The 17697-nt window shown below is 69.0% G+C and carries 20 protein-coding genes and 1 pseudogene; 10 read left to right on the top strand and 11 right to left on the bottom strand.

What is annotated here, in order from left to right:
- Positions 1-17 precede the first annotated feature (17 nt).
- Complete coding sequence (locus D7V77_RS12695) at positions 18-200, bottom strand: ribbon-helix-helix domain-containing protein (RefSeq protein ID WP_120576540.1); 183 nt, start codon at positions 198-200, stop codon at positions 18-20.
- A 93-nt stretch (positions 201-293) separates the two neighbouring features.
- Here D7V77_RS12695 and D7V77_RS12690 point away from each other — a divergent pair, with 93 nt between their 5' ends.
- Positions 294-893, top strand: coding sequence for a hypothetical protein (locus tag D7V77_RS12690; RefSeq protein WP_120576539.1), 600 nt, complete (start codon positions 294-296; stop codon positions 891-893).
- 57 nt (positions 894-950) lie between these two features.
- On the opposite strand, the gene D7V77_RS12685 is transcribed toward D7V77_RS12690, so the two are convergent.
- The 4 genes from D7V77_RS12685 to D7V77_RS12670 all read right to left on the bottom strand — a co-directional run bounded on the left by D7V77_RS12685 (position 951) and on the right by D7V77_RS12670 (position 4859).
- On the bottom strand, positions 951-1337 hold the full coding sequence (locus D7V77_RS12685) for a cupin domain-containing protein (protein ID WP_223738386.1): 387 nt from the start codon (positions 1335-1337) through the stop codon (positions 951-953).
- A 5-nt stretch (positions 1338-1342) separates the two neighbouring features.
- Positions 1343-2266, bottom strand: coding sequence for an SPOR domain-containing protein (locus D7V77_RS12680; RefSeq protein ID WP_120576538.1), 924 nt, complete (start codon positions 2264-2266; stop codon positions 1343-1345).
- Between the two features lie 186 nt (positions 2267-2452).
- Positions 2453-3499 carry a tRNA 2-thiouridine(34) synthase MnmA gene (gene mnmA, locus D7V77_RS12675; RefSeq protein WP_120566164.1) on the bottom strand — a complete coding sequence of 349 codons (1047 nt, stop codon included), beginning with the start codon at positions 3497-3499 and terminating at the stop codon, positions 2453-2455.
- A gap of 94 nt (positions 3500-3593) precedes the next feature.
- Entirely contained in the window at positions 3594-4859 is a 1266-nt protein-coding gene (locus D7V77_RS12670; protein ID WP_120576537.1) for a CCA tRNA nucleotidyltransferase, read from the bottom strand.
- A gap of 219 nt (positions 4860-5078) precedes the next feature.
- Here D7V77_RS12670 and D7V77_RS12665 point away from each other — a divergent pair, with 219 nt between their 5' ends.
- Both D7V77_RS12665 and D7V77_RS12660 read left to right on the top strand, forming a co-directional pair.
- A complete protein-coding gene (locus tag D7V77_RS12665; RefSeq protein WP_120576536.1) occupies positions 5079-5468 on the top strand; it encodes a hypothetical protein in 390 nt (129 codons plus the stop codon).
- A gap of 71 nt (positions 5469-5539) precedes the next feature.
- Entirely contained in the window at positions 5540-5962 is a 423-nt protein-coding gene (locus D7V77_RS12660) for a DUF4326 domain-containing protein (protein ID WP_120576535.1), read from the top strand.
- Here D7V77_RS12660 and D7V77_RS12655 read toward each other — a convergent pair whose 3' ends face one another.
- A complete protein-coding gene (locus tag D7V77_RS12655) occupies positions 5963-7009 on the bottom strand; it encodes an alpha/beta hydrolase (RefSeq protein ID WP_120576534.1) in 1047 nt (348 codons plus the stop codon).
- A 136-nt stretch (positions 7010-7145) separates the two neighbouring features.
- Between D7V77_RS12655 and D7V77_RS43260 the strand changes: the two genes are divergently transcribed.
- The 5 genes from D7V77_RS43260 to D7V77_RS12630 all read left to right on the top strand — a co-directional run bounded on the left by D7V77_RS43260 (position 7146) and on the right by D7V77_RS12630 (position 11123).
- Entirely contained in the window at positions 7146-7586 is a 441-nt protein-coding gene (locus tag D7V77_RS43260) for a hypothetical protein (RefSeq protein WP_126932988.1), read from the top strand.
- A gap of 108 nt (positions 7587-7694) precedes the next feature.
- Positions 7695-8033 carry a hypothetical protein gene (locus D7V77_RS12645; protein ID WP_120576532.1) on the top strand — a complete coding sequence of 113 codons (339 nt, stop codon included), beginning with the start codon at positions 7695-7697 and terminating at the stop codon, positions 8031-8033.
- A 37-nt stretch (positions 8034-8070) separates the two neighbouring features.
- Positions 8071-8691 carry a DUF1877 family protein gene (locus D7V77_RS12640; protein ID WP_120576531.1) on the top strand — a complete coding sequence of 207 codons (621 nt, stop codon included), beginning with the start codon at positions 8071-8073 and terminating at the stop codon, positions 8689-8691.
- Positions 8692-8828: 137 nt separating this feature from the next.
- Entirely contained in the window at positions 8829-10373 is a 1545-nt protein-coding gene (locus D7V77_RS12635; RefSeq protein ID WP_120576530.1) for a kelch repeat-containing protein, read from the top strand.
- A 66-nt stretch (positions 10374-10439) separates the two neighbouring features.
- Positions 10440-11123: a tyrosine-protein phosphatase gene (locus tag D7V77_RS12630; RefSeq protein ID WP_120576529.1), complete on the top strand. Its 684-nt coding sequence runs from the start codon at positions 10440-10442 to the stop codon at positions 11121-11123.
- Positions 11124-11169: 46 nt separating this feature from the next.
- Here D7V77_RS12630 and D7V77_RS12625 read toward each other — a convergent pair whose 3' ends face one another.
- Entirely contained in the window at positions 11170-11466 is a 297-nt protein-coding gene (locus tag D7V77_RS12625; protein ID WP_120576528.1) for a hypothetical protein, read from the bottom strand.
- Positions 11467-11761: 295 nt separating this feature from the next.
- Between D7V77_RS12625 and D7V77_RS12620 the strand changes: the two genes are divergently transcribed.
- On the top strand, positions 11762-12751 hold the full coding sequence (locus D7V77_RS12620; RefSeq protein WP_120576527.1) for an aldo/keto reductase: 990 nt from the start codon (positions 11762-11764) through the stop codon (positions 12749-12751).
- 7 nt (positions 12752-12758) lie between these two features.
- On the opposite strand, the gene D7V77_RS12615 is transcribed toward D7V77_RS12620, so the two are convergent.
- Positions 12759-13664 carry a LysR family transcriptional regulator gene (locus D7V77_RS12615; protein ID WP_120576526.1) on the bottom strand — a complete coding sequence of 302 codons (906 nt, stop codon included), beginning with the start codon at positions 13662-13664 and terminating at the stop codon, positions 12759-12761.
- A gap of 146 nt (positions 13665-13810) precedes the next feature.
- Here D7V77_RS12615 and D7V77_RS12610 point away from each other — a divergent pair, with 146 nt between their 5' ends.
- A complete protein-coding gene (locus tag D7V77_RS12610; protein ID WP_120576525.1) occupies positions 13811-14854 on the top strand; it encodes an NAD(P)-dependent alcohol dehydrogenase in 1044 nt (347 codons plus the stop codon).
- A gap of 1 nt (position 14855) precedes the next feature.
- Here the strand turns inward: D7V77_RS12610 and D7V77_RS12605 are convergent, their stop codons facing one another.
- From D7V77_RS12605 to D7V77_RS12595, 3 genes and pseudogenes are all read right to left on the bottom strand, one after another.
- A complete protein-coding gene (locus tag D7V77_RS12605; RefSeq protein ID WP_120576524.1) occupies positions 14856-16448 on the bottom strand; it encodes a DUF1501 domain-containing protein in 1593 nt (530 codons plus the stop codon).
- An 11-nt stretch (positions 16449-16459) separates the two neighbouring features.
- Positions 16460-17464, bottom strand: coding sequence for a hypothetical protein (locus tag D7V77_RS12600; RefSeq protein WP_120576523.1), 1005 nt, complete (start codon positions 17462-17464; stop codon positions 16460-16462).
- A 1-nt stretch (position 17465) separates the two neighbouring features.
- Positions 17466-17697 (bottom strand): annotated as a pseudogene (locus D7V77_RS12595) (hypothetical protein); the annotation flags it as partial.

The raw sequence follows: 17697 nt of genomic DNA, 5'->3' as shown, positions 1-17697 counted from the left end.
ACGTCACGCCTCGTTCGTCAGGAGAGTTCGTCGAAGGTTGCCTGGCCCGGCAGCTGCGCTTTGTACTTCTCCAGCACCAGGTCGATGCCCTGCCGGATGTACTCGGCCACGGGCACCTTCGACTTCTGGTTCAGCGCCTTGAGCAGTTCGTTCTGCTCCGGAGTGATGTAGATGGTGGTGCTGACTTTCTTTCGGGCCATGGCGATACGTGAAAATATATGGAATGACGTGGCCTGCGAAAGCACGGAAGTGAAGCGGCGCGAACATGGCGCCCCACCTGCTCGGGAGGCATCTTGGCTTCTAGCAACCGTTTGATTTTCCTGGGCTTCCTGGCAGTGGGTGCGCTCTCCGGCTGCGCCTCCCAGAAGGCCGCGGAGACTCCTGACGCAGCGCGTAAGCGCCCGGAGGCGGAGGGCGTCCGAGGGAAACAGGACCCGGGGGAGACCGTCACGGAGCTGGACGCCAACGGCGACGGCCGCACGGACGTCTGGGAGTACCGGCTCAAGGACGTGCTGGTGCGCAAGGAGCTGGACCTGAACTGGGACGGCCGCGTGGACGTCACCCAGTACCTGGATCCGCAGGGCGCGAAGGTCCGTGAGGTGATGGACCTGGACTACGACGGCAAGGTGGACGCCACGTACCACTACGCCGAGGGCAAGCGCACGAAGGGCGAGCGCGACCTGGACGGCGACGGCCGGCCGGACTCGTGGCTGTACTACGAGAACGACACGCTCGTGCGGAAGGAGCGCGACGCGAACCACGATGGCCGGGTGGACTACTGGGAGTACTGGGAGAACGGCCAGGTGGATCGCATTGGCGAGGACCTGGACGGCGACGGCACCGTGGACCAGTGGACCCGCAATCCGAACGCGGCGGCGAAGTCCAAGGAGTGACGTCGGAGGCCCGGCCGGCGCACCGTGAAGGCGCGCCAGCGGGCTTCACGGCGGGGACTACGGGGCGCTGGTGCCCGTGCGCCCGTAGGAGTCCTCCAGGCGCACCACGTCATTCAGCTCGGGGGTGCTGACCTCGAGGATGTCGCAGTCGGTGATGGCGACCATGCGGTGCTTGGTCAGCGGCTTGATGTGGTAGCTCTCACCGGGGTTCATCTCCTTCTCGATGAGGCCCTGGCCCTCGTCCACGACGAAGAGGAGCTTGCCGCTCTGGACGTGGATGGTCTCGTCCTTCACGTTGTGGAACTGGAGGCTCAGCTTGTGGCCGGCCTTCACGTGCAGGAGCTTGCCCACGTAGCGCTCCGTGTGGGCCCAGATGAGCTCGTGGCCCCAGGGCTTCTCCACCCGCTTCGTCGTCGTCATTTGCTTCGTCTCTTCCTTGCCCAGCAGCGCTAGTTCGTGCCGGCCACGTACGCGTCGAGCTGGGTCTCGCGCTTGAAGTCCGTCAGGTACCGACCCGCGGCTTCCTTGCTGGCGAAGCTGCCCATCCGGACGCGGTACCAGGTGCCCTTTCCGGGCACCTCCGCCGTCAGGATATAGGGGGCATAGCCCTTGTCGCGCAACCGCGCGGCGAAACGGTCGGCGTCCTGGCGGCTCTGGAAGGCGGAGAGCTGGAGCGTGAACGCCCCACCCTTCACGGCCTCGGACGGACGCGGCGGCTCCGCGGGGAGCGCCTGGGCCCGGGCGATGGCCTCCTTCATGCCTCCGTCACGCGCGGCGGTGCGGGTGGCGACCGGCGTCTCCTCCACCTTTCCCTTCACCGGCTCCACCACCTTGGGCTCCGGCTTCGCGGCGGCGACCTTGGCGGGCTCTTCGACCTTGGGCTCCGGCTTCGGCTCCGGCTTCGCGAGCGGCTTGCCGTTGGCGATGGCGTCCTCCTCGGCGGCGTCCATCGCGGGCAGCTCGCCCGTGTCGGGGTCCGGCGTGGGGGCCAGGGCGGCGGGCTTCGCCGCGGGCTTGGGCTCCGGCTTCACCTCGGGCTTCGCGGCGGCGGCGACCTTGGGGGCCTCCGGCTTCGCGGCGGGCTTGGGCATCGGCGGCAGGGGCTCCGAGCCCGTCTTGCGGGTGAGCTCGTCCGGGAAGGTGAGCGGCGGATCCTGGCGCGCGTCGTTGAGGACCTGCGCGTTGGCGTCCAGCGCGGAGAGCAGGTCCGGGGCCTCGGCCGTCTGCGCGTCGCTGGAGAGCTTCTTGCCCACCACCACGCCCAGCACGAACACGGCGCCCATCACGACGATGCCGGCGATCAACAGGCTGACGATCTGCCGGTTGTCCAGCGAGACGTCGAACTTCTCCTTCATCCGATGGGCGTCACGCATGGCGGGGCAGACCTCGATCGCGCGCTCACGGCCCGTGTAACGGCCTGTAGCGACAGCGTGCGCGCAAGCTACGCCCCACCCCCAGGCGGGTCAAATTCGCGGAGGCAGTGGAACACGCGGCGCGCGCGAGGCCGGAAGTCCGGCCCCGGCTGCATCAGTGGATGACGGAGGACGCGTCAGGTCGGCTCAGACGATCCACCCGCCGCCGAGCACGCGATCCCGGTCGTAGACCACCGCGGCCTGCCCCGGCGTGACGGCGCGCGCGGGCTCGTCGAGCTTCACGGACACCAGCCCGTGCTGCGAGATGTGGATCCGTCCCGGTGCGCCCGCGTGGCGGTGACGGATCCGGACCTCCACGGCCTGTTCGGGCGGAGGCGGACCGTCCACCCAGTGCGGCTGGAGCAGGCCAAACTGCGCGCGGCCGGTGCCCTCCGCGGGGCCCACGACGACGCGGTTCGTCTCCGGCTCCAGGCGCTGCACGTAGCGCACTTCGCCGCCGCCCAGGTTGAGGCCCTTGCGCTGCCCCACCGTGAAGCGGTGGATGCCGTTGTGCGTGCCCAGCACCTTGCCCTCCGGATCCACGACCTCACCGGACGGCTGGGGGCCGGCGACCTTCTCCACGAACCCGGCGTAGTCGCCGTCCGGCACGAAGCAGATCTCCATGCTCTCCGGCTTGTGGGTGGTGGGCAGGTTGTGGCGCTCGGCGACGGCGCGCACCTCCGGCTTGGTGAGGTGGCCCACGGGGAAGAGGACGTCCTTCAGCTCCTCCTGGCCCAGGGTGAAGAGGAAGTAGCTCTGGTCCTTGGCGGCGTCCACGGCGCGGCGCAGGTGGAAGCGGCCGTCCACCTCCTCCACCTGGGCGTAGTGGCCCGTGGCGAGCCGGGCGCCCAGGGCGCGCGCGCGCTTGAGGAGGAAGTTGAACTTCACGTCGCGGTTGCAGCTCACGCACGGGATGGGCGTCTTGCCGCCCAGGTACGACTGGACGAACGGGTTGACGACCCGGTCCTGGAAGATCTCCTCGGCGTTGGCCACGTAGAACGGGATGCCCAGCGTCTGGGCCACCGCGCGGGCATCGTCGATGTCGTCCGGACTGCAGCAGCTGCCACACTTCGCGGCGCCCTCGTAGGACCAGACGCGCAGGGTGATGCCGATGACCTCGTGGCCCTGCTCCTTGAGCAGGGCGGCGGCGGCCGAGGAATCCACTCCGCCACTCATTGCAACGACGACTCGCATGGGGCTCCTTCCTACACGCCCCCAGGCCGCGACGCACGGCCGGAGGCGCTCCGGGCCCCCTCCCCTGCCCTCCGGCCGGGAAGAGGCCCCCGTGTCATGAACCGCGCGCCGCCCAGGCCGTGAGCAGGGAGCGGAGCGCGTCCGCGGTGTTCAGCGACGGGTCATCGAGCACGGATTCGACAAGGTACCGGGTCGCCTCGCCCACCTTCGGCGAGGGGCCGATGCCCAGCGTCTTCATGATGTCGCCCCCGGTGAGCGCCAGCTCCTTCGCGGACAAGGGGGGCTTCGCGGCGGCCAGCGCCTCCAGCCTTCCGGCCAACGCCTCCACCGCGGGCAGGCGCTCCGGGGCCCGGACCTGGACGCGGGCCTTCGCCACGGAGAGGAGCGCGGGCAGGTTCACCAGGCCCACCCGGGCGAGCAGCCGGCGCAGCGCGGGGTCCGCGTCGTCCACGCGCGTCTCCAGCTTCGCGTGCTCGACGAGCATGCCGATGAGGTCCGCGGACTTGTTGGGGAACTTCAAACGCAGACACAGCTCACGGGCCTGCGTCGCGGTGTCGATGTCCGCGAGCAGCGTGGCCACGCGCAGGTCCGCGTCCAGCGGCGCGGCCTGCACGGCGGCGCGGGCGAGCCGGGCGGCCTCCTCGTCCGCGTGGGCCACCTCCGGAAGGAAGACCTCCATCAGCCCCGTGTCCGCCAGCAAGTGCAGCCCCATCTCCGCGCGAGGGGACAGGAGCAGCTTGAGCAGCTCCTCGCGCACGCGCTCCAGCGCGACCTTGCGGAACACGGCCAGGGTCGCGGGGATGGCGTCGCGGGTGTCGGGGTCCAGCGTGAAGCCCAGCACGGCGGCGAAGCGCACGGCGCGCAGGGGGCGCAGTCCGTCCTCGGAGAAGCGCTCCTGCGCGGAGCCCACGCAGCGGATCAACTTCGCGGGCAGGTCCACCTGGCCGCCGAACGGATCCACCAGCTCGCGGTCCAGCGGGTTGTACGCCATGGCGTTGATGGTGAAGTCGCGCCGCGACAGGTCCTTCACGATGTCCCGCTCGAAGGACACGGAGCTGGGGCGCCGGCCATCCAGATAGTCCCCTTCCGAACGGAACGTCGTCACCTCCACGTGGTTGCCGCCGGTGACGACGGTGACGGTGCCGTGCTGGATGCCGGTGGGGATGACCTTGCGGAAGGCGCGCTGGACCTCTTCCGGCAGCGCGCTGGTGGCGACGTCGAAGTCCTTCGGGTGGACCTTGCGGACCATGTCCCGCACGCAGCCGCCCACCAGGTATGTGGGGTGGCCCAGCTCGCGCAGGCGGGTGATGACTTCGAGCACGGGCTTCGGAATGTCGGCGTCGTGGAGGTTGGCGATCATGTCCGCGAGGGTGGGAGGAGACGGGCGCGTACGTTGCCGTCTTCCGGCGGGCCTTGCCACTGCGATGGCCCTGGCGAAGGCCGGCATACGACAAATGACGTATACGTGTGCAAATGAAAGTCTTCAGGAAACTCCAGCCCACATGCCCCGACAATCATTTCAACGCATCACCTACCGCGGGCAGGGGCCAACGGGCCGCCGCCCCCAGCGAGGCAAACCATGTTCAAGGTCACCAGCAACCACACGTTCAAGAACCCCTCCCGCCTGCAGATTGATCAGACGACGCAGGGCAAGACGAGCGACTACAGCCACGCGGTCAGCGGCGTGAACCAGATCCTCGACAAGGGCAATTTCGGCATCTCCGACCGCTCCAAGAACAGCGTCATCGACAACGTCAAGAAGGTGGAGACGGGCGCGCGCAGCGAGGTCAACGCGCACCAGCGCGAGGCGCTGAACTTCGGCCGCGACGCCTTCGTGAGCTTCAGCAAGGGCCAGTTCAAGCAGGGCGCGGTGGAGGCGCTCGGCTCCGGGCTCAACGCCGCGGCCTCGGGGTTCAAGTCCACGTACACGCCGACGCCGCACGAGAAGCAGGGCATCGACCCCTGGTGACCCCTGCCTGCTGACGGGCCGGGCTTCACGCACGGCGTCTGACGGGTGCATCTGTTAACGATGCACCCGCCATGTCCGAATCCCGAACCACCGCGGTGCACGTCCACGACGCCTGCGAGGTGTACGTAGGCCGTGCCTTCCGCGCCTGGGCGAAGCCCGGGCCGCTCAACCCCGTGCCGGGCCGCTTCGGCAACCCGTTCAAGCCCGGGGGTGTGAAGACATGGAAGGCGATGATCCGCACGTACTTCGAACCGTGGCTGGCGAAGCTGCCCGCGGACGAAGCCGAGCGGATCCGCGACGAGGCGCAGCGGCGCATGGCGCCCGGCCCGGACGCGTTCGAGTCCTTCCGCTGGTACCTGGAGCTGCGCACGAAGCACGACCCGGACTTCCTGCGCGACGTGCGGACGTTGCGCGGCAAGCGGCTGGGCTGCTGGTGCAAGCCGGGCCCGTGCCACGCGGATGTGTTGGCCGCGTGGCTGGACTCAGGGGATTGATCAGTGACGCGCGCTCTCCCGCTCGCGAACCTGCGCGGGCTGGGATGTGAGCGTCGCGTCCACCTGCCTCCGCGTGCCCAGGGCTTCCGACAGCGTCACGCAGGCCTGGGCGATGGCGTTGCGCGCGGCGAGTGAGTCCGCCAGCGGATCCAGCATCACGAAGTCGTGGATCATCCCATCGTACTGGAGGGCCAGCGCGGGGACGCCCGCGTCCACGAGCCTGCGCGCGTAGGCCTGGCCTTCGTCGCGGAGCACGTCGCACTCTCCATTGAGGATCAGCGCCGGGGGCAGGCCTCGCAGCTGCGCGTCGGTCGCGCGCAGGGGGCTGACGGTGGGCTCCGTGCGGACGGTGGAATCCGGTACGTAGTTGTCCCAGAACCACTGCATGCCGCTGCGGGTGAGGAAGTAGCCGTCCGCGTAGCGCGCGTAGGACCCCGTGTCGAAGCGGGCATCCGTGACGGGATAGAACAGCACCTGCTGCAGGATGCGCGGACCGCCGCGTTCCTTCGCCACCAGCGTGAGCGCCGCCGCCAGGGTCCCGCCAGCGCTGTCTCCCACCACGGCGATCCGCTGTCCATCCAGGTCCGCTTCGCCGCCGTTCTTCGCGACCCATTGCAGCGCGGCGTAGGCCTGTTCGATCTGCGTGGGGTACTGCCCTTCCGGAGCAGGCGTGTAGTTGACGAACACGACCGCGCACCGCGCGCCCACGGCCAGCTCACGGATCAACCGGTCGTGCGTGTCCTTGTCGCCCAGCACCCAGCCACCGCCGTGGAGGTAGAGCACCACCGGGAGCGTCTCCGACGCGTCCGCGGGCCGCACGATGCGGACGGAGACCTGGCCGTCAGGGCCCACCGGCAGGGAGCGGTCCTCGATGCGGGCCGGCTTCCGCGCGCTCTTTCCTGCTTGCACGCTCCGGAGCACGGCGCGCGCCTCCGCGGGAGGCAGGGTTTCGAGCGCGGGCCCGCCCGCCTTCTTCAGCTGCTCCAGGAAGGCACGGGCGTGGGGATCCAATCCGGAGTCGGAAGGCTGCTTCGTGTCGGTGGGCATGGCGTCTCTCCTCCTGGGCCGAGAATGGCCATGCACGACAGGAGTGGGAGACGCAGGCACACGGTGGGCTTGTCCGATGCGCCGCATTTGCTATTTACAATTATGCAGGTATTTCTAGTTTTTCACAGAGAGTGTCATGAGTGAGTCCGCTGTGCTTCGCAGGCCGCGCTTCCGCACTGCCCTGGCGCTGTTGCTGGCCCTCCCCCTGGCGTCCGCATGCAACCCGGAGCCTGAAGCCGACGCTCCGGTCCAGGCCACGTCGAACCTGGCGTCCGTCATCACCAACACGTCCTTCGAGACGAACACCCGCGGCTGGTCCGGCTGGCAGGGAACGCTGACGCGGGAGGCGCGCACCGGAGCTCCGGATGGGCAGTACGTCGGGCGCGTCACGGTCAGCGGGGCGGCGACGATGTACTCGTTGGACGGCGCGCAGAGCGGCATCCCGAACGCGCCGCAAGGGCAACTGGGTCATCCAGACGGAGACCGACCTGAGCGGCACGCCTCCGAGCAACAGCGCCGCCGGCAACGTGCAGATCGACTGGGTCGCGGTCTGGGTGCCGAAGTAGCACGGGCCTGATGCCGCCGGGCATTCCTCTCATGGGGGATGCCCGGGCGCTTCGCGCAATGGGATGGAGCCGCGCGGGCCTGATCCACGGGCCCTTCATCCCCCGACCGCGGAGCCACCATGGCAGTGCATTACGATCCCAGCATCATCACGAAACATGCCCAGGCGCTGTACGACCGGGCCGCCGGCATCATCTTCGCGTGGGGCTTCATGGCCTTCATCGTGGGTGTGGTGGTGACAAAGGCGATGAACGCGCAAGGCCTCTTCGTCCTGATCGGCGGTCTGGTTGCGGCGTTGATCGGCGTCATGTTCGGCCGGGGCCGGGCCTTCGCGCTCCAGCTTCAAGCGCAGGTGGCGCTGTGTCAGGTCGCCACGGAAGCCAATACGCGGAGGGCCGCGGAGGCAGCGCTCGCAGCGGTGCCGCCTGTCACCACCGAACAGGTGAACCGCGCGAGCTAGCTGCTGCGCTGGCGTCGGAGCTGCTAGGACGGGGCCCATGGGACTCGATGCGAGCTACCAGGCCCTTCCCAGCGGTTCCCCGCTTCTGGAACTGGCGCGGCAAAACATCGGCGTGGGTGAATGGCTGTGCTCCGTCACCCGGTTGCTCCAGGATCCCCGAGAGGAGCGGCTGGCACCGGGCGGCCCGGATCCCGGCGAACTCCAGCTCCTGGGGGCCGTGAAAGAGCTGTTGCGCACCCGCCCGGACCTGGTGATGCAACACGTGGAGCTCGACCGGAGGTGGGATCATCTGCACTTCGTCCTCTCCGACCGCCGCCGGAACGAGCCGGGAGCCGAGGACGACTCCCTGGCCGGAATCGCAATCCATGGCGAGGCGAAGATCGCCCCGCACGTGGTGGCGGGTCAGGGCGTGCCCCTGCGCTACACGCGGCCGGAGGCGGTGGAGCGGATCGCCCGAATGCTGGAGGCCGTGCGGTTCGACACCCTTCGTTTGCACTTCACCTTCGCAAGCATGAGCGAGGCGGGCGTCTACAAATGCCCGCACGAGGAGTCCATCGACGAGGCCTGGCAGTGGCTCACCGAGCACTTCGACCGCTTCCGCGCCTTCTACGTCACGGCCGCGAAACGCGGAGACGGCGTCCTCGTCTGCGTGGACTGACTCCAGCTCAGGACCGGCTTTTCCCGTCTCCTGAGACAAGTCCGGGTGTCTTGAGACACCCGATTTGTGTTCATGTTTCATGAAAGGAATCCAGACACCGCGTGCCATGGTCGCGGGCCCATTTCCCGGGAGCCCACATGCGCACCTCGTCTTGGATGTCCTTGGCCGTCGTCCCCCTGCTGTTGTGTCTCGCGTGCAGTCCCGAGAGTGAGCTACCCGGGGACGACGTCGTGTCCTCCCAGTCGTCCGCGCTCGTCGTGTCCGGTGGTTCGATGCTGTCCGCGCGCTACCAGCACACCGCCACGCTGCTCGCCAACGGCAAGGTGCTGGTCGCGGGCGGAGGGACGCCTTCTGGCTCGTACTCCTCCACGGAGCTGTATGACCCGGCGACGGCCACTTCCGTCAGCGGCCCGTCGATGCTCACCGCGCGCCGCGCTCACACCGCCACGCGGTTGCAGGACGGCAGCGTCCTGGTCGTGGGCGGCATCAACTCGAGCGTGCTCTCGTCCGCCGAGCGCTACGACCCCACCACGAACACCTGGAGCGCCGCCGCTCCCCTGCCCCGCATCAGCTATGGCCACACCGCCACGCTGCTCACGGACGGCCGCGTGCTGGTAGCGGGCGGCGTGAGCATCGTCACCTCGACCTATGTCTACACGCCGTCCACGAACACCTGGGCGGCCACGGGCTCGCTCAACGCCGGGATGATGAGCCAGGCCGCGGTGCGGCTCGCGGACGGCCGCGTGCTCGTGGCGGGCGGTAGCAATGGCACGACGTCCTCCAGCAACCACGCGGAGATCTGGAGCCCCACCACGGGGACGTGGACCACCGTCGCGTCGATGAACACGGGCCGCAATGGCCACACCCTGCAGCTGCTCTCCAGTGGCAAGGTGCTGCTGACGGGCTATGCCACCGCGGCGGAGCTGTATGACCCGGCCGCCAACACCTGGACGAACACTGGCGCCACGGCCGTCCAGCACTTCTCCGCGCCGTCAGTGACGCGGCCGGATGGCACCATCCTGATGGCCGGTGGCTCCTACAACACGATGCAGGTGGAGCTGTTCTCCCCCACGACCAGCACCTGGAGCACGGTGGGAATGCTGACCCAGTCCCGCGTGGACCACCCCACGGTCGCGCTGCCGAACGGCCGCGTCCTGTTCCTCGGAGGGACGACCTACAACGCCCAGGGCAACATGCAGGCGGTGGCGAGCATCGAGGTCTTCGACGCCTCCGCCACCTGCACCCCGACGACGTGCGCGGCCCAGGGCAAGACCTGCGGAACCATCTCCGACGGCTGTGGTGGCACCCTCGCCTGCGGCACCTGTGGCGCCGGACAGGTCTGCTCCAGCAACAACGTCTGTACCGCCGCCTGCACCCCGACGACGTGCGCGGCTCAGGGCAAGACCTGCGGAACCATCTCCGACGGCTGTGGTGGCACCCTCGCCTGCGGTACCTGCGGCGCCGGACAGGCCTGCTCCAGCAGCAACGTCTGTACCGCCGCGGCGTGCACCCACAACGTCTGTACGACGGGCTCGTCGATGAACAAGGACTGCAACTCCTGCACGTTTTCGGTGTGCAACCGCGACCCGTACTGCTGCACCACGGCCTGGGACAGCATCTGCGTCAGCGAGGCCTCCTCCTGGTGTGCCATCGCGCAGCCGGGCTGTGTCGTGAGTCAGTAGCCGCCACTTCCGGGTCGGCCTCCGCCGCATGGAGGCCACCCGGGTTTCCGCTACGCTGCGCCGCGCATGAAATACACGTTCGTCTTCACCACCGCGGCGGCTCTCCTCACCTTCCTGGCGCAGCGGCTCCAGGGCTTCGGCTGGCTGCTGATGTGGCCCGCACTGAGCTTCGCGGTCGTGGCGCTCGCCTACGCCGGACCAGGCGCGAGGGCCTTCGGGAAGCAGCCGGATGGACGCATGCGGCCGTGGGCCGTGTTCGCACTCCTGCCCTATCTGCTGCTCACGTGGGGCACCTGGCATCTGGCGCGGCGCTCCTCGCGGGAGCGAGCCTTTGACGAAGTGGTGCCTGGGGTCCTGGTGGGACGCCGATTGCTCGCCGGCGAGCTGCCCTCGGGTGTCACGGCCGTGCTGGACCTGACCTCCGAGTTCATCGAACCGGAAGCCATCCGCGCCGCTGGCCGGTACGTGTCCCTGCCCATCCTGGACGCATCGACGTTGCCCGTGGAGCACGTGGTCCCGGTTCTTCGCGAGCTGGCCGCCCTCCCCGGGTCTCTCTACGTCCATTGCGCGCAGGGACATGGGCGCACCGGGATGATCGCCGCCGCGCTCCTCGTGGCGCGGGGGGATGCTCCGGATGCGAAGGCGGCACTCGCTCGGGTACGTCAGGCTCGGCCCGGGGTGCGTCTCTCCGCCTTGCAGGACCGTGCGCTCGACGCGTTGTCCGCGGCGCTCCGCTCCGGAAGCGTCTGAACCGCGAGGCCTGGACAGGGCAGGCCCCGCGGATGCCCAGGACTGCTCAGCTCTCCGCGGACGGAGTCTGCTCCACGTTCGGATGGGCGGAGTCGCAGACCGGCGCGGCGTCCTCGGACCGCTGGCTCTGCTCCGAGGAGACGGACGCGGTCTCCTCGGAAGGCGCGGGCGCGAAGCACCAGCCCGACTCCTCACAACTGGTGCGGTAGGTCCCCTCGTAACAGGGTCCGGCGCAGTGGACCAGGCAGACCTCATCGCACTGCGGCGGATAGGCAAACGCGGCGGCGGGGGCCACGGCGAGGACGGCGGACACGGCCATCAGGGACTTCCTCAGCGCGTTCATCAGCACTCCTGGTGTGAGGGGGATGTGCCCGCGCGAAAGGCAGGCACGCCCGTCAGCAGACGCCACGGCTGCCACCCATAACAGACATCCACGCCCACGACCGTCGGCAACCAAACGCTTACACCCACCAGCGGTGCATGTCTGACGCGAGTCAATCGTGGCAATCCACGATGCCCATGCCCACCCTTCACTTTCAACGTGGGTTTAACAGGCCGTTGCCTCCAGTGCGTCTAGTCCCATCCGGGTCCGGGCCGTATCTCCTTCGTGCGACGAACTTCACGAAGGAGAGAACACGATGCAGAAGCGCAGACTCGGAAACAGCAGCCTGGAGGTCTCGGCCATCGGGCTCGGCTGCATGGGCATGAGCCATGGCTACGGCCCTCCCGCGGACAAGACGGAGATGATTGCCCTCATCCGGTCGGCCGTGGACCAGGGCGTCACCTTCTTCGACACCGCCGAGGTCTACGGCCCCTGGACGAACGAGGCGCTTGTCGGTGAGGCCCTCGCCCCGGTTCGCGCTCAGGTGGTCATCGCCACGAAGTTCGGCTTCAAGCTGAGCAGCGACGGCAAGCAGGAGGGCCTGGACAGCCGGCCCGAGCACATCAAGCAGGTCGCCGAGGCCTCACTCAAGCGGCTCAAGACTGACGTCATCGACCTGTTCTACCAGCACCGCGTGGACCCGGACGTGCCCATCGAGGACGTCGCGGGCGCCGTGAAGGAACTCATCCAGGCAGGCAAGGTCCGGCACTTTGGCCTGTCCGAAGCGGGCGCGAAGACGATTCGCCGCGCGCACGCGGTCCAACCCGTGACAGCCCTCCAGAGCGAATACTCCCTGTGGTGGCGTGAACCGGAGAAGGAGATCCTCCCGACCCTCGAAGAGCTGGGCATCGGGTTCGTTCCGTTCAGCCCGCTGGGCAAGGGCTTCCTGACGGGCAAGCTGCCCGACACCTCCCAGCTCGACAAGAACGACTTCCGCAACATCCTTCCGCGCTTCACGCCGGAGGCACGCACGGCGAACCAGGTCTTCGTCGATCTGCTGGGCAGCGTCGCGGCCCGGAAGAAGGTGACGCCGGCGCAGCTCGCGCTCGCCTGGGTCCTGGCGCGCAAGCCGTGGATGGTCCCCATCCCGGGAACCACGAAGCCGCACCGGCTGGAGGAGAACCTGGGCGCGGCCCGGGTGGAGCTGACGGCGGACGAGGTCCGCGAGCTCACGGATGCCGCCGCGAAGCTCACTGCGCAGGGAGCCCGCTATCCCGAGGCCCTGGAGAAGCTGACTGGCCGCTGATTCGCTTTCACACGGCCTTGAGCGCCAGCTCGCGCGCCGCCTCGACGAAGAGTCGCAGCGGCGCGGAGCGCTGCGCACGGCTGGGATAGTAGAGGAAGAAGCCGGGCACGGTGGGCGCGTAGGCCTCCAGCACCCGCACGAGCCGTCGCGTGCGGAGCCGCTCCGCCACCAGGGGCTCCATGGCATACGCCAGCCCCAGGCCCTGCTCCGCAAGGTCCAACGTCAGGTGACTGTCATTGCTGACCACGCCCCCTCGCACCGGAACGCGCCAGTTCCTGCGGCCCCGCTCCAGCTCCCATGCGTAGAGCGCCCCGGTGGAGCGCATGCGGAACGTGATGCACTCATGCTTCAGCAGATCCTCCGGGCGCTGGGGCGTGCCGTGGCGCTCGAGGTAGCTGGGGGCGCCCACCACCACGAAGCGGAACTCTCCCGTGAGGCGCACCTGGACCATGTCGCGCTCGATAGCTTCGCTCAGCCGCACACCCGCGTCGTAGCCCTCCGCCACGATGTCCACGAAGCGCTCCTCGATGACGACCTCCACCTCGATGCGCGGGTGACGCGCGCGGAAGGTGGGGACCACCGGGGTGATGATGTAGGGCACCGCCGCCCGCGGCACGGACAGCCGGACCCGGCCCACCGTCTCTCCCGGCCGCGCGGCCACCTCCCCCAGCGCGGCGATCGCCTGCCCCATCGCGGGTCCCGCGGTCTCCACGAGCCGCCGGCCCGCGTCCGTCAGCGCCACGCTGCGAGTCGTGCGGGTGAGCAGCACCACGCGCAGCTGCTCCTCCAGCTGCCGCACCGAATGACTCACAGCCGCCGTGGAGACGCCCAGCTCGCGCGCCGCGCCGCTGAAGCTGCTCAGGCGCGCCACGACGAGGAACACCTGGAGCTGGGTGAAGGGCGCCGTATTCATTCGCGAGGACCGTATCCGAAGCCACTGTTAAGCACGCGTTAATAGCCTATTGGCTCCTCGCGCGTAGTCATGCACGGGGCTGGCGCGTATCTCTCTCCGCACGTGAACGGGGCTCACCGGCCCTATTGCTCCTGGAGAGAAGACTCATGCCTACCGCCCACGCCTATGCCGCAACCTCCGCGAAGTCACCGCTCGGTCCCCTGGCCATCCAGCGCCGGGAGCTCGGCCCTCGCGACGTGCTCATCGAGATCAAGTTCTGCGGCATCTGCCACTCCGACATCCACACCGTCCGCGACGAGTGGGGCGCGGCGACCTACCCCCTGGTCCCCGGCCATGAGATCGCCGGCATCGTCGCCAGCGTCGGCGCCGAGGTGAAGAAGCACGCCGTCGGCGACCGCGTCGGCGTGGGCTGCATGGTGGACTCGTGCGGCGACTGCTCGTCCTGCCGCAAGGGAGAGGAGCAGCACTGCCTCAAGGGCATGGTCGGCACCTACGGCGCCACCGGGCGGGACGGCCAGCTCACGCAGGGCGGCTACTCCACCCACATCGTCGTGACCGAGGACTTCGTCCTCAAGATTCCCGAGGGCATCCCGCTCGACGCCGCCGCGCCGCTGCTGTGCGCGGGCATCACGACGTACTCGCCGCTGCGCCGCTGGGGCGCGGGCCCGGGCAAGAAGGTGGCCATCGTGGGCCTGGGCGGCCTGGGGCACATGGGCGTGAAGCTCGCTCGCGCGATGGGCGCGGAGGTGACCGTCCTGTCGCAGTCGCTGAGCAAGAAGGAAGACGGCCTGCGGCTGGGCGCGCACCACTACTACGCCACCAAGGACCCGGAGACGTTCCAGAAGCTCGCGGGCACGTTCGACCTCATCGTGAACACGGTGAGCGCGAAGATCGACGTGGACGCCTACCTGTCCCTGCTGGCCCTGGACGGCGCCCTGGTCAGCGTGGGCGCGCCTCCGGAGCCGCTCTCCCTCAACGCGTTCTCGCTCTTCATGCCCCGCCGCGTGTTCACCGGGTCGCTCATCGGCGGCATCCCCCAGACGCAGGAGATGTTGGACTTCTGCGCCCAGCACCACATCGGCGCGGACATCGAGGTCATCCCCGCCAGCAAGATCAACGACGCCTACGAGCGCGTGCTCGCCTCCGACGTCCGGTACCGGTTCGTCATCGACACGTCGACGCTGAAGTAGCTCAGGACCTCACGACGCCGTCGAAGACGCCGTAGCCGCCGGGGATGAAGAAGTCCTTCCCTGGCTCCAGGCCGAAGGCGTTCATCACCGTCGCCGCGATGTCCTGCGAGCGTGGCGCACGGGAGCCGCGGCTCCCGTCCTCCTCCACCAGATCCACCGGTGCCCCCATCGGCGAGCCGTTCATCGTCTCGTCGTAGCCGCCGAGCATCTGGTTGCCCTGGATGCCTCCGCCGACGAGCAGCGCGCAGGTCGCCGGATGGTGATCGCTCCCCTGCTTCGGGAACGTCCGCCCGAAGTCGCTGTAGACATACACGAGCGTCTCATCCAGCAGCGACCGGGACGGGTCGGACCTGCTGGGGGTGAGGCTCATCTCGATGCACAGCCGACCCACCATCTCCAGCGCGATGCGCAGGTGGTTGGTGTGCATCTGCACGCCGTTCGCACTGTGGGTGTCGAAGGAGTTGTTGCTGAAGCTCGTGGCCCGCAGGTTCACCGACGTGACCAGGTCGGACTTCAGCAGCCGCAAGGCGAAGTCATAGGATCCCATCGACGGACCCGTGCCGCAGGCATCCGCGTAGCCGATGCACGCCGTCCAATCCACCGGGTAGCTCGGGTCCGCATTGAGCTTCTCCCACGCCAGGGTGTTGCCCAGCACGGAGAGGATGTCGCGGCGGATCGTCCGGCTCGCGCCCTTGTAGGTGTCATAGAGCTCCTCGAGCATCGCGTCCGTGCCGCTCGTGGACACGCCCCGCTCCGCGCGCAGCGCCTTCATGAGCGCCGCATCCACCGCCGTGACAGGCACCGTCCCCGGAAGCGCCGAACCGTCGAAGGCCACATCCGGCATATCGCTGCGGGCGCGGAGCCCCTTCCAGGCGCTGTCGCGCTTGTCGGACAGCGTCGGCTCCACCGACGCCGCGGAGCGCAGCACCGTCGGGTTCGCCAGCGCGGGCAGTCCCAACGCGCTCGGAAGTTGACCGCCCAGGCTGACGTTGGGGATGGGTCGGTCCGGGAAGCGCTGAGCCATGGCGTTCGCGATGACGGCTTGCACCGCCGGGGCTCGGAAGCTCGCGCCCGCCACGCCGCACATGCTGGCGACGATGCCGCTCGTGTGCGCGGCCGTGTTCTGATCCGCGCCCACGAGCAGCGCGGCCTTCTCATAGAGCTTGTACGTGGGGTCCGCCCACGCATAGCCCCACGGCCGGTAGATCTGCTGGTTGTTCACGACAGGGTTCGTGCCCCGCGCGTCGGCGGGGTTCGCCCAGTTCCAGTAGATGGGCCCGCGCAGCCTGCGCACCGGCCCGGGCGCATCCAGGTCCACCGGCGAGCGGTCGAAGTTCTCCACCTGCTCCGGCAGGTAGCCCACGGGAATGACGCCGCCCTGCGCGGGGGGAATGAACTTGTTGATGCCGGCGCGGGACAGCGGGGAGAAGAAGCTCTCCCAGTGCAGACCTCCGTCCAGCCAGATGCCTAGGAGCTTGGTGGGGCGTCCCGAAGCGGGCGCGGCCGAGGCCGTGGACAGCCCGAAGCGCGCCATGAGTCCCAGTTGCGTGGCCCCGAGGGCCAGCTCGAACAGCTTGCGGCGAGAGAGCTTCATGGGGTGCCCCTTCAGTAGAAGATCCAGTGCGGGTGACGGATGAAGTACGAGCACACGCCCACCCAGGCGGGCTCGGTGTCCGTCGGTGTCGAGAGCGGCACGAAGACATCCGCGTAGAGCGCGTCCACCTGCGCGTCGGAGAAGCGCTCGCCCAGGAAGTGCAGGGACCAGCGGCGCAGCGTGGCCTTCACCTCCACGGGGTCCGCGGTGCGCTGCGTGCCCGCCGGGAAGAGCGCCACGTTGCCCGTCTTGGCCAGCGCCAGACGGCACCACCGCTGGGACACCTGCGTCAGCGTGAGCGCGAACGTGGGGGAGGCGCTCCGGTCCGACGAGGTCTGGTTCATCACCGAGCCTCCGCCCAGCCCATAGAAGCGCTCGGCGGGGGGCTGCTGCCGCGGGGCCGGCACGGCGTCCGGCGGCTGCAGCGGGTAGAGGTCGTCACTGCGCTGCTCCGCCATCGGGATGCCGAACTCCGTCGCGGAGCTGAAGAAGTCGTCGTGGCCGAGTCCCAGCTGCTGGTACAGCGCCCGCTGCACCTGGGTCGCGTTCATGCGGGTGATGCGCGACGCATCGGGGTCGGGGCGCTCATCGCGCTGCTGCGCGGCGAGCCCCTGCACCCACGCGCGGACCTCCGCCACGGTCAGCGTCGCCGTGCCTTCCGAGACGAGCTGGGCGTAGGACTTCTCCCCGATGGGCATCTGCTTGAAGGCGGCATTGCCCCGGCCTTCCAGCAGGCGGATCAGCTCGCTGTCATCCGGGCTGCCCGCCTTCACCAGCCGGGCATCGGAGACCAGGAGGCTCTGGAACGCGTCCGTGGAAGCGAAGTACCCGCGCGCGCCCTGCGCGTGGCAGCCCTCACAGTGCGGCTTGAGGCCCTGCATGATGCGCACGGTTTCGGAGCTGGCTGGGGTGCCGCAGGCGTTCTGGGCCTGGGTGGTGGGATTGGACGCGGTGCCGTCCCTGCCGCACGCGAGCGCCACGGGAAGCACGAGCAGGAGGAGTGCGAAGCGGTTCATGTCAGCGCCCCCGCTGGAAGAGGTTGGACTGCGTGAGGGATTTGACGAACGGGCGGACCTTGCGGCCTTGCGCGATGAAGCGCGCCACCTGCGCGTCCAGGTAGCCCGCCTCCCGCGCCGGGTCGATGTCGCGTCCCAGCACCTGCGCATGGAGGTGCCGCACCACGCAGCGATCGAACGCCCCCGCCGCGACGATGAGCTTGGCGAAGCCGAGCGGGCCCACCGTCCCGTCC

This window comes from Corallococcus sp. CA041A (assembly GCF_003612075.1).
In the GTDB taxonomy this organism is placed as follows: Bacteria; Myxococcota; Myxococcia; order Myxococcales; family Myxococcaceae; genus Corallococcus; species Corallococcus exiguus.
This window is presented reverse-complemented; position numbering and strand designations above follow the sequence as displayed.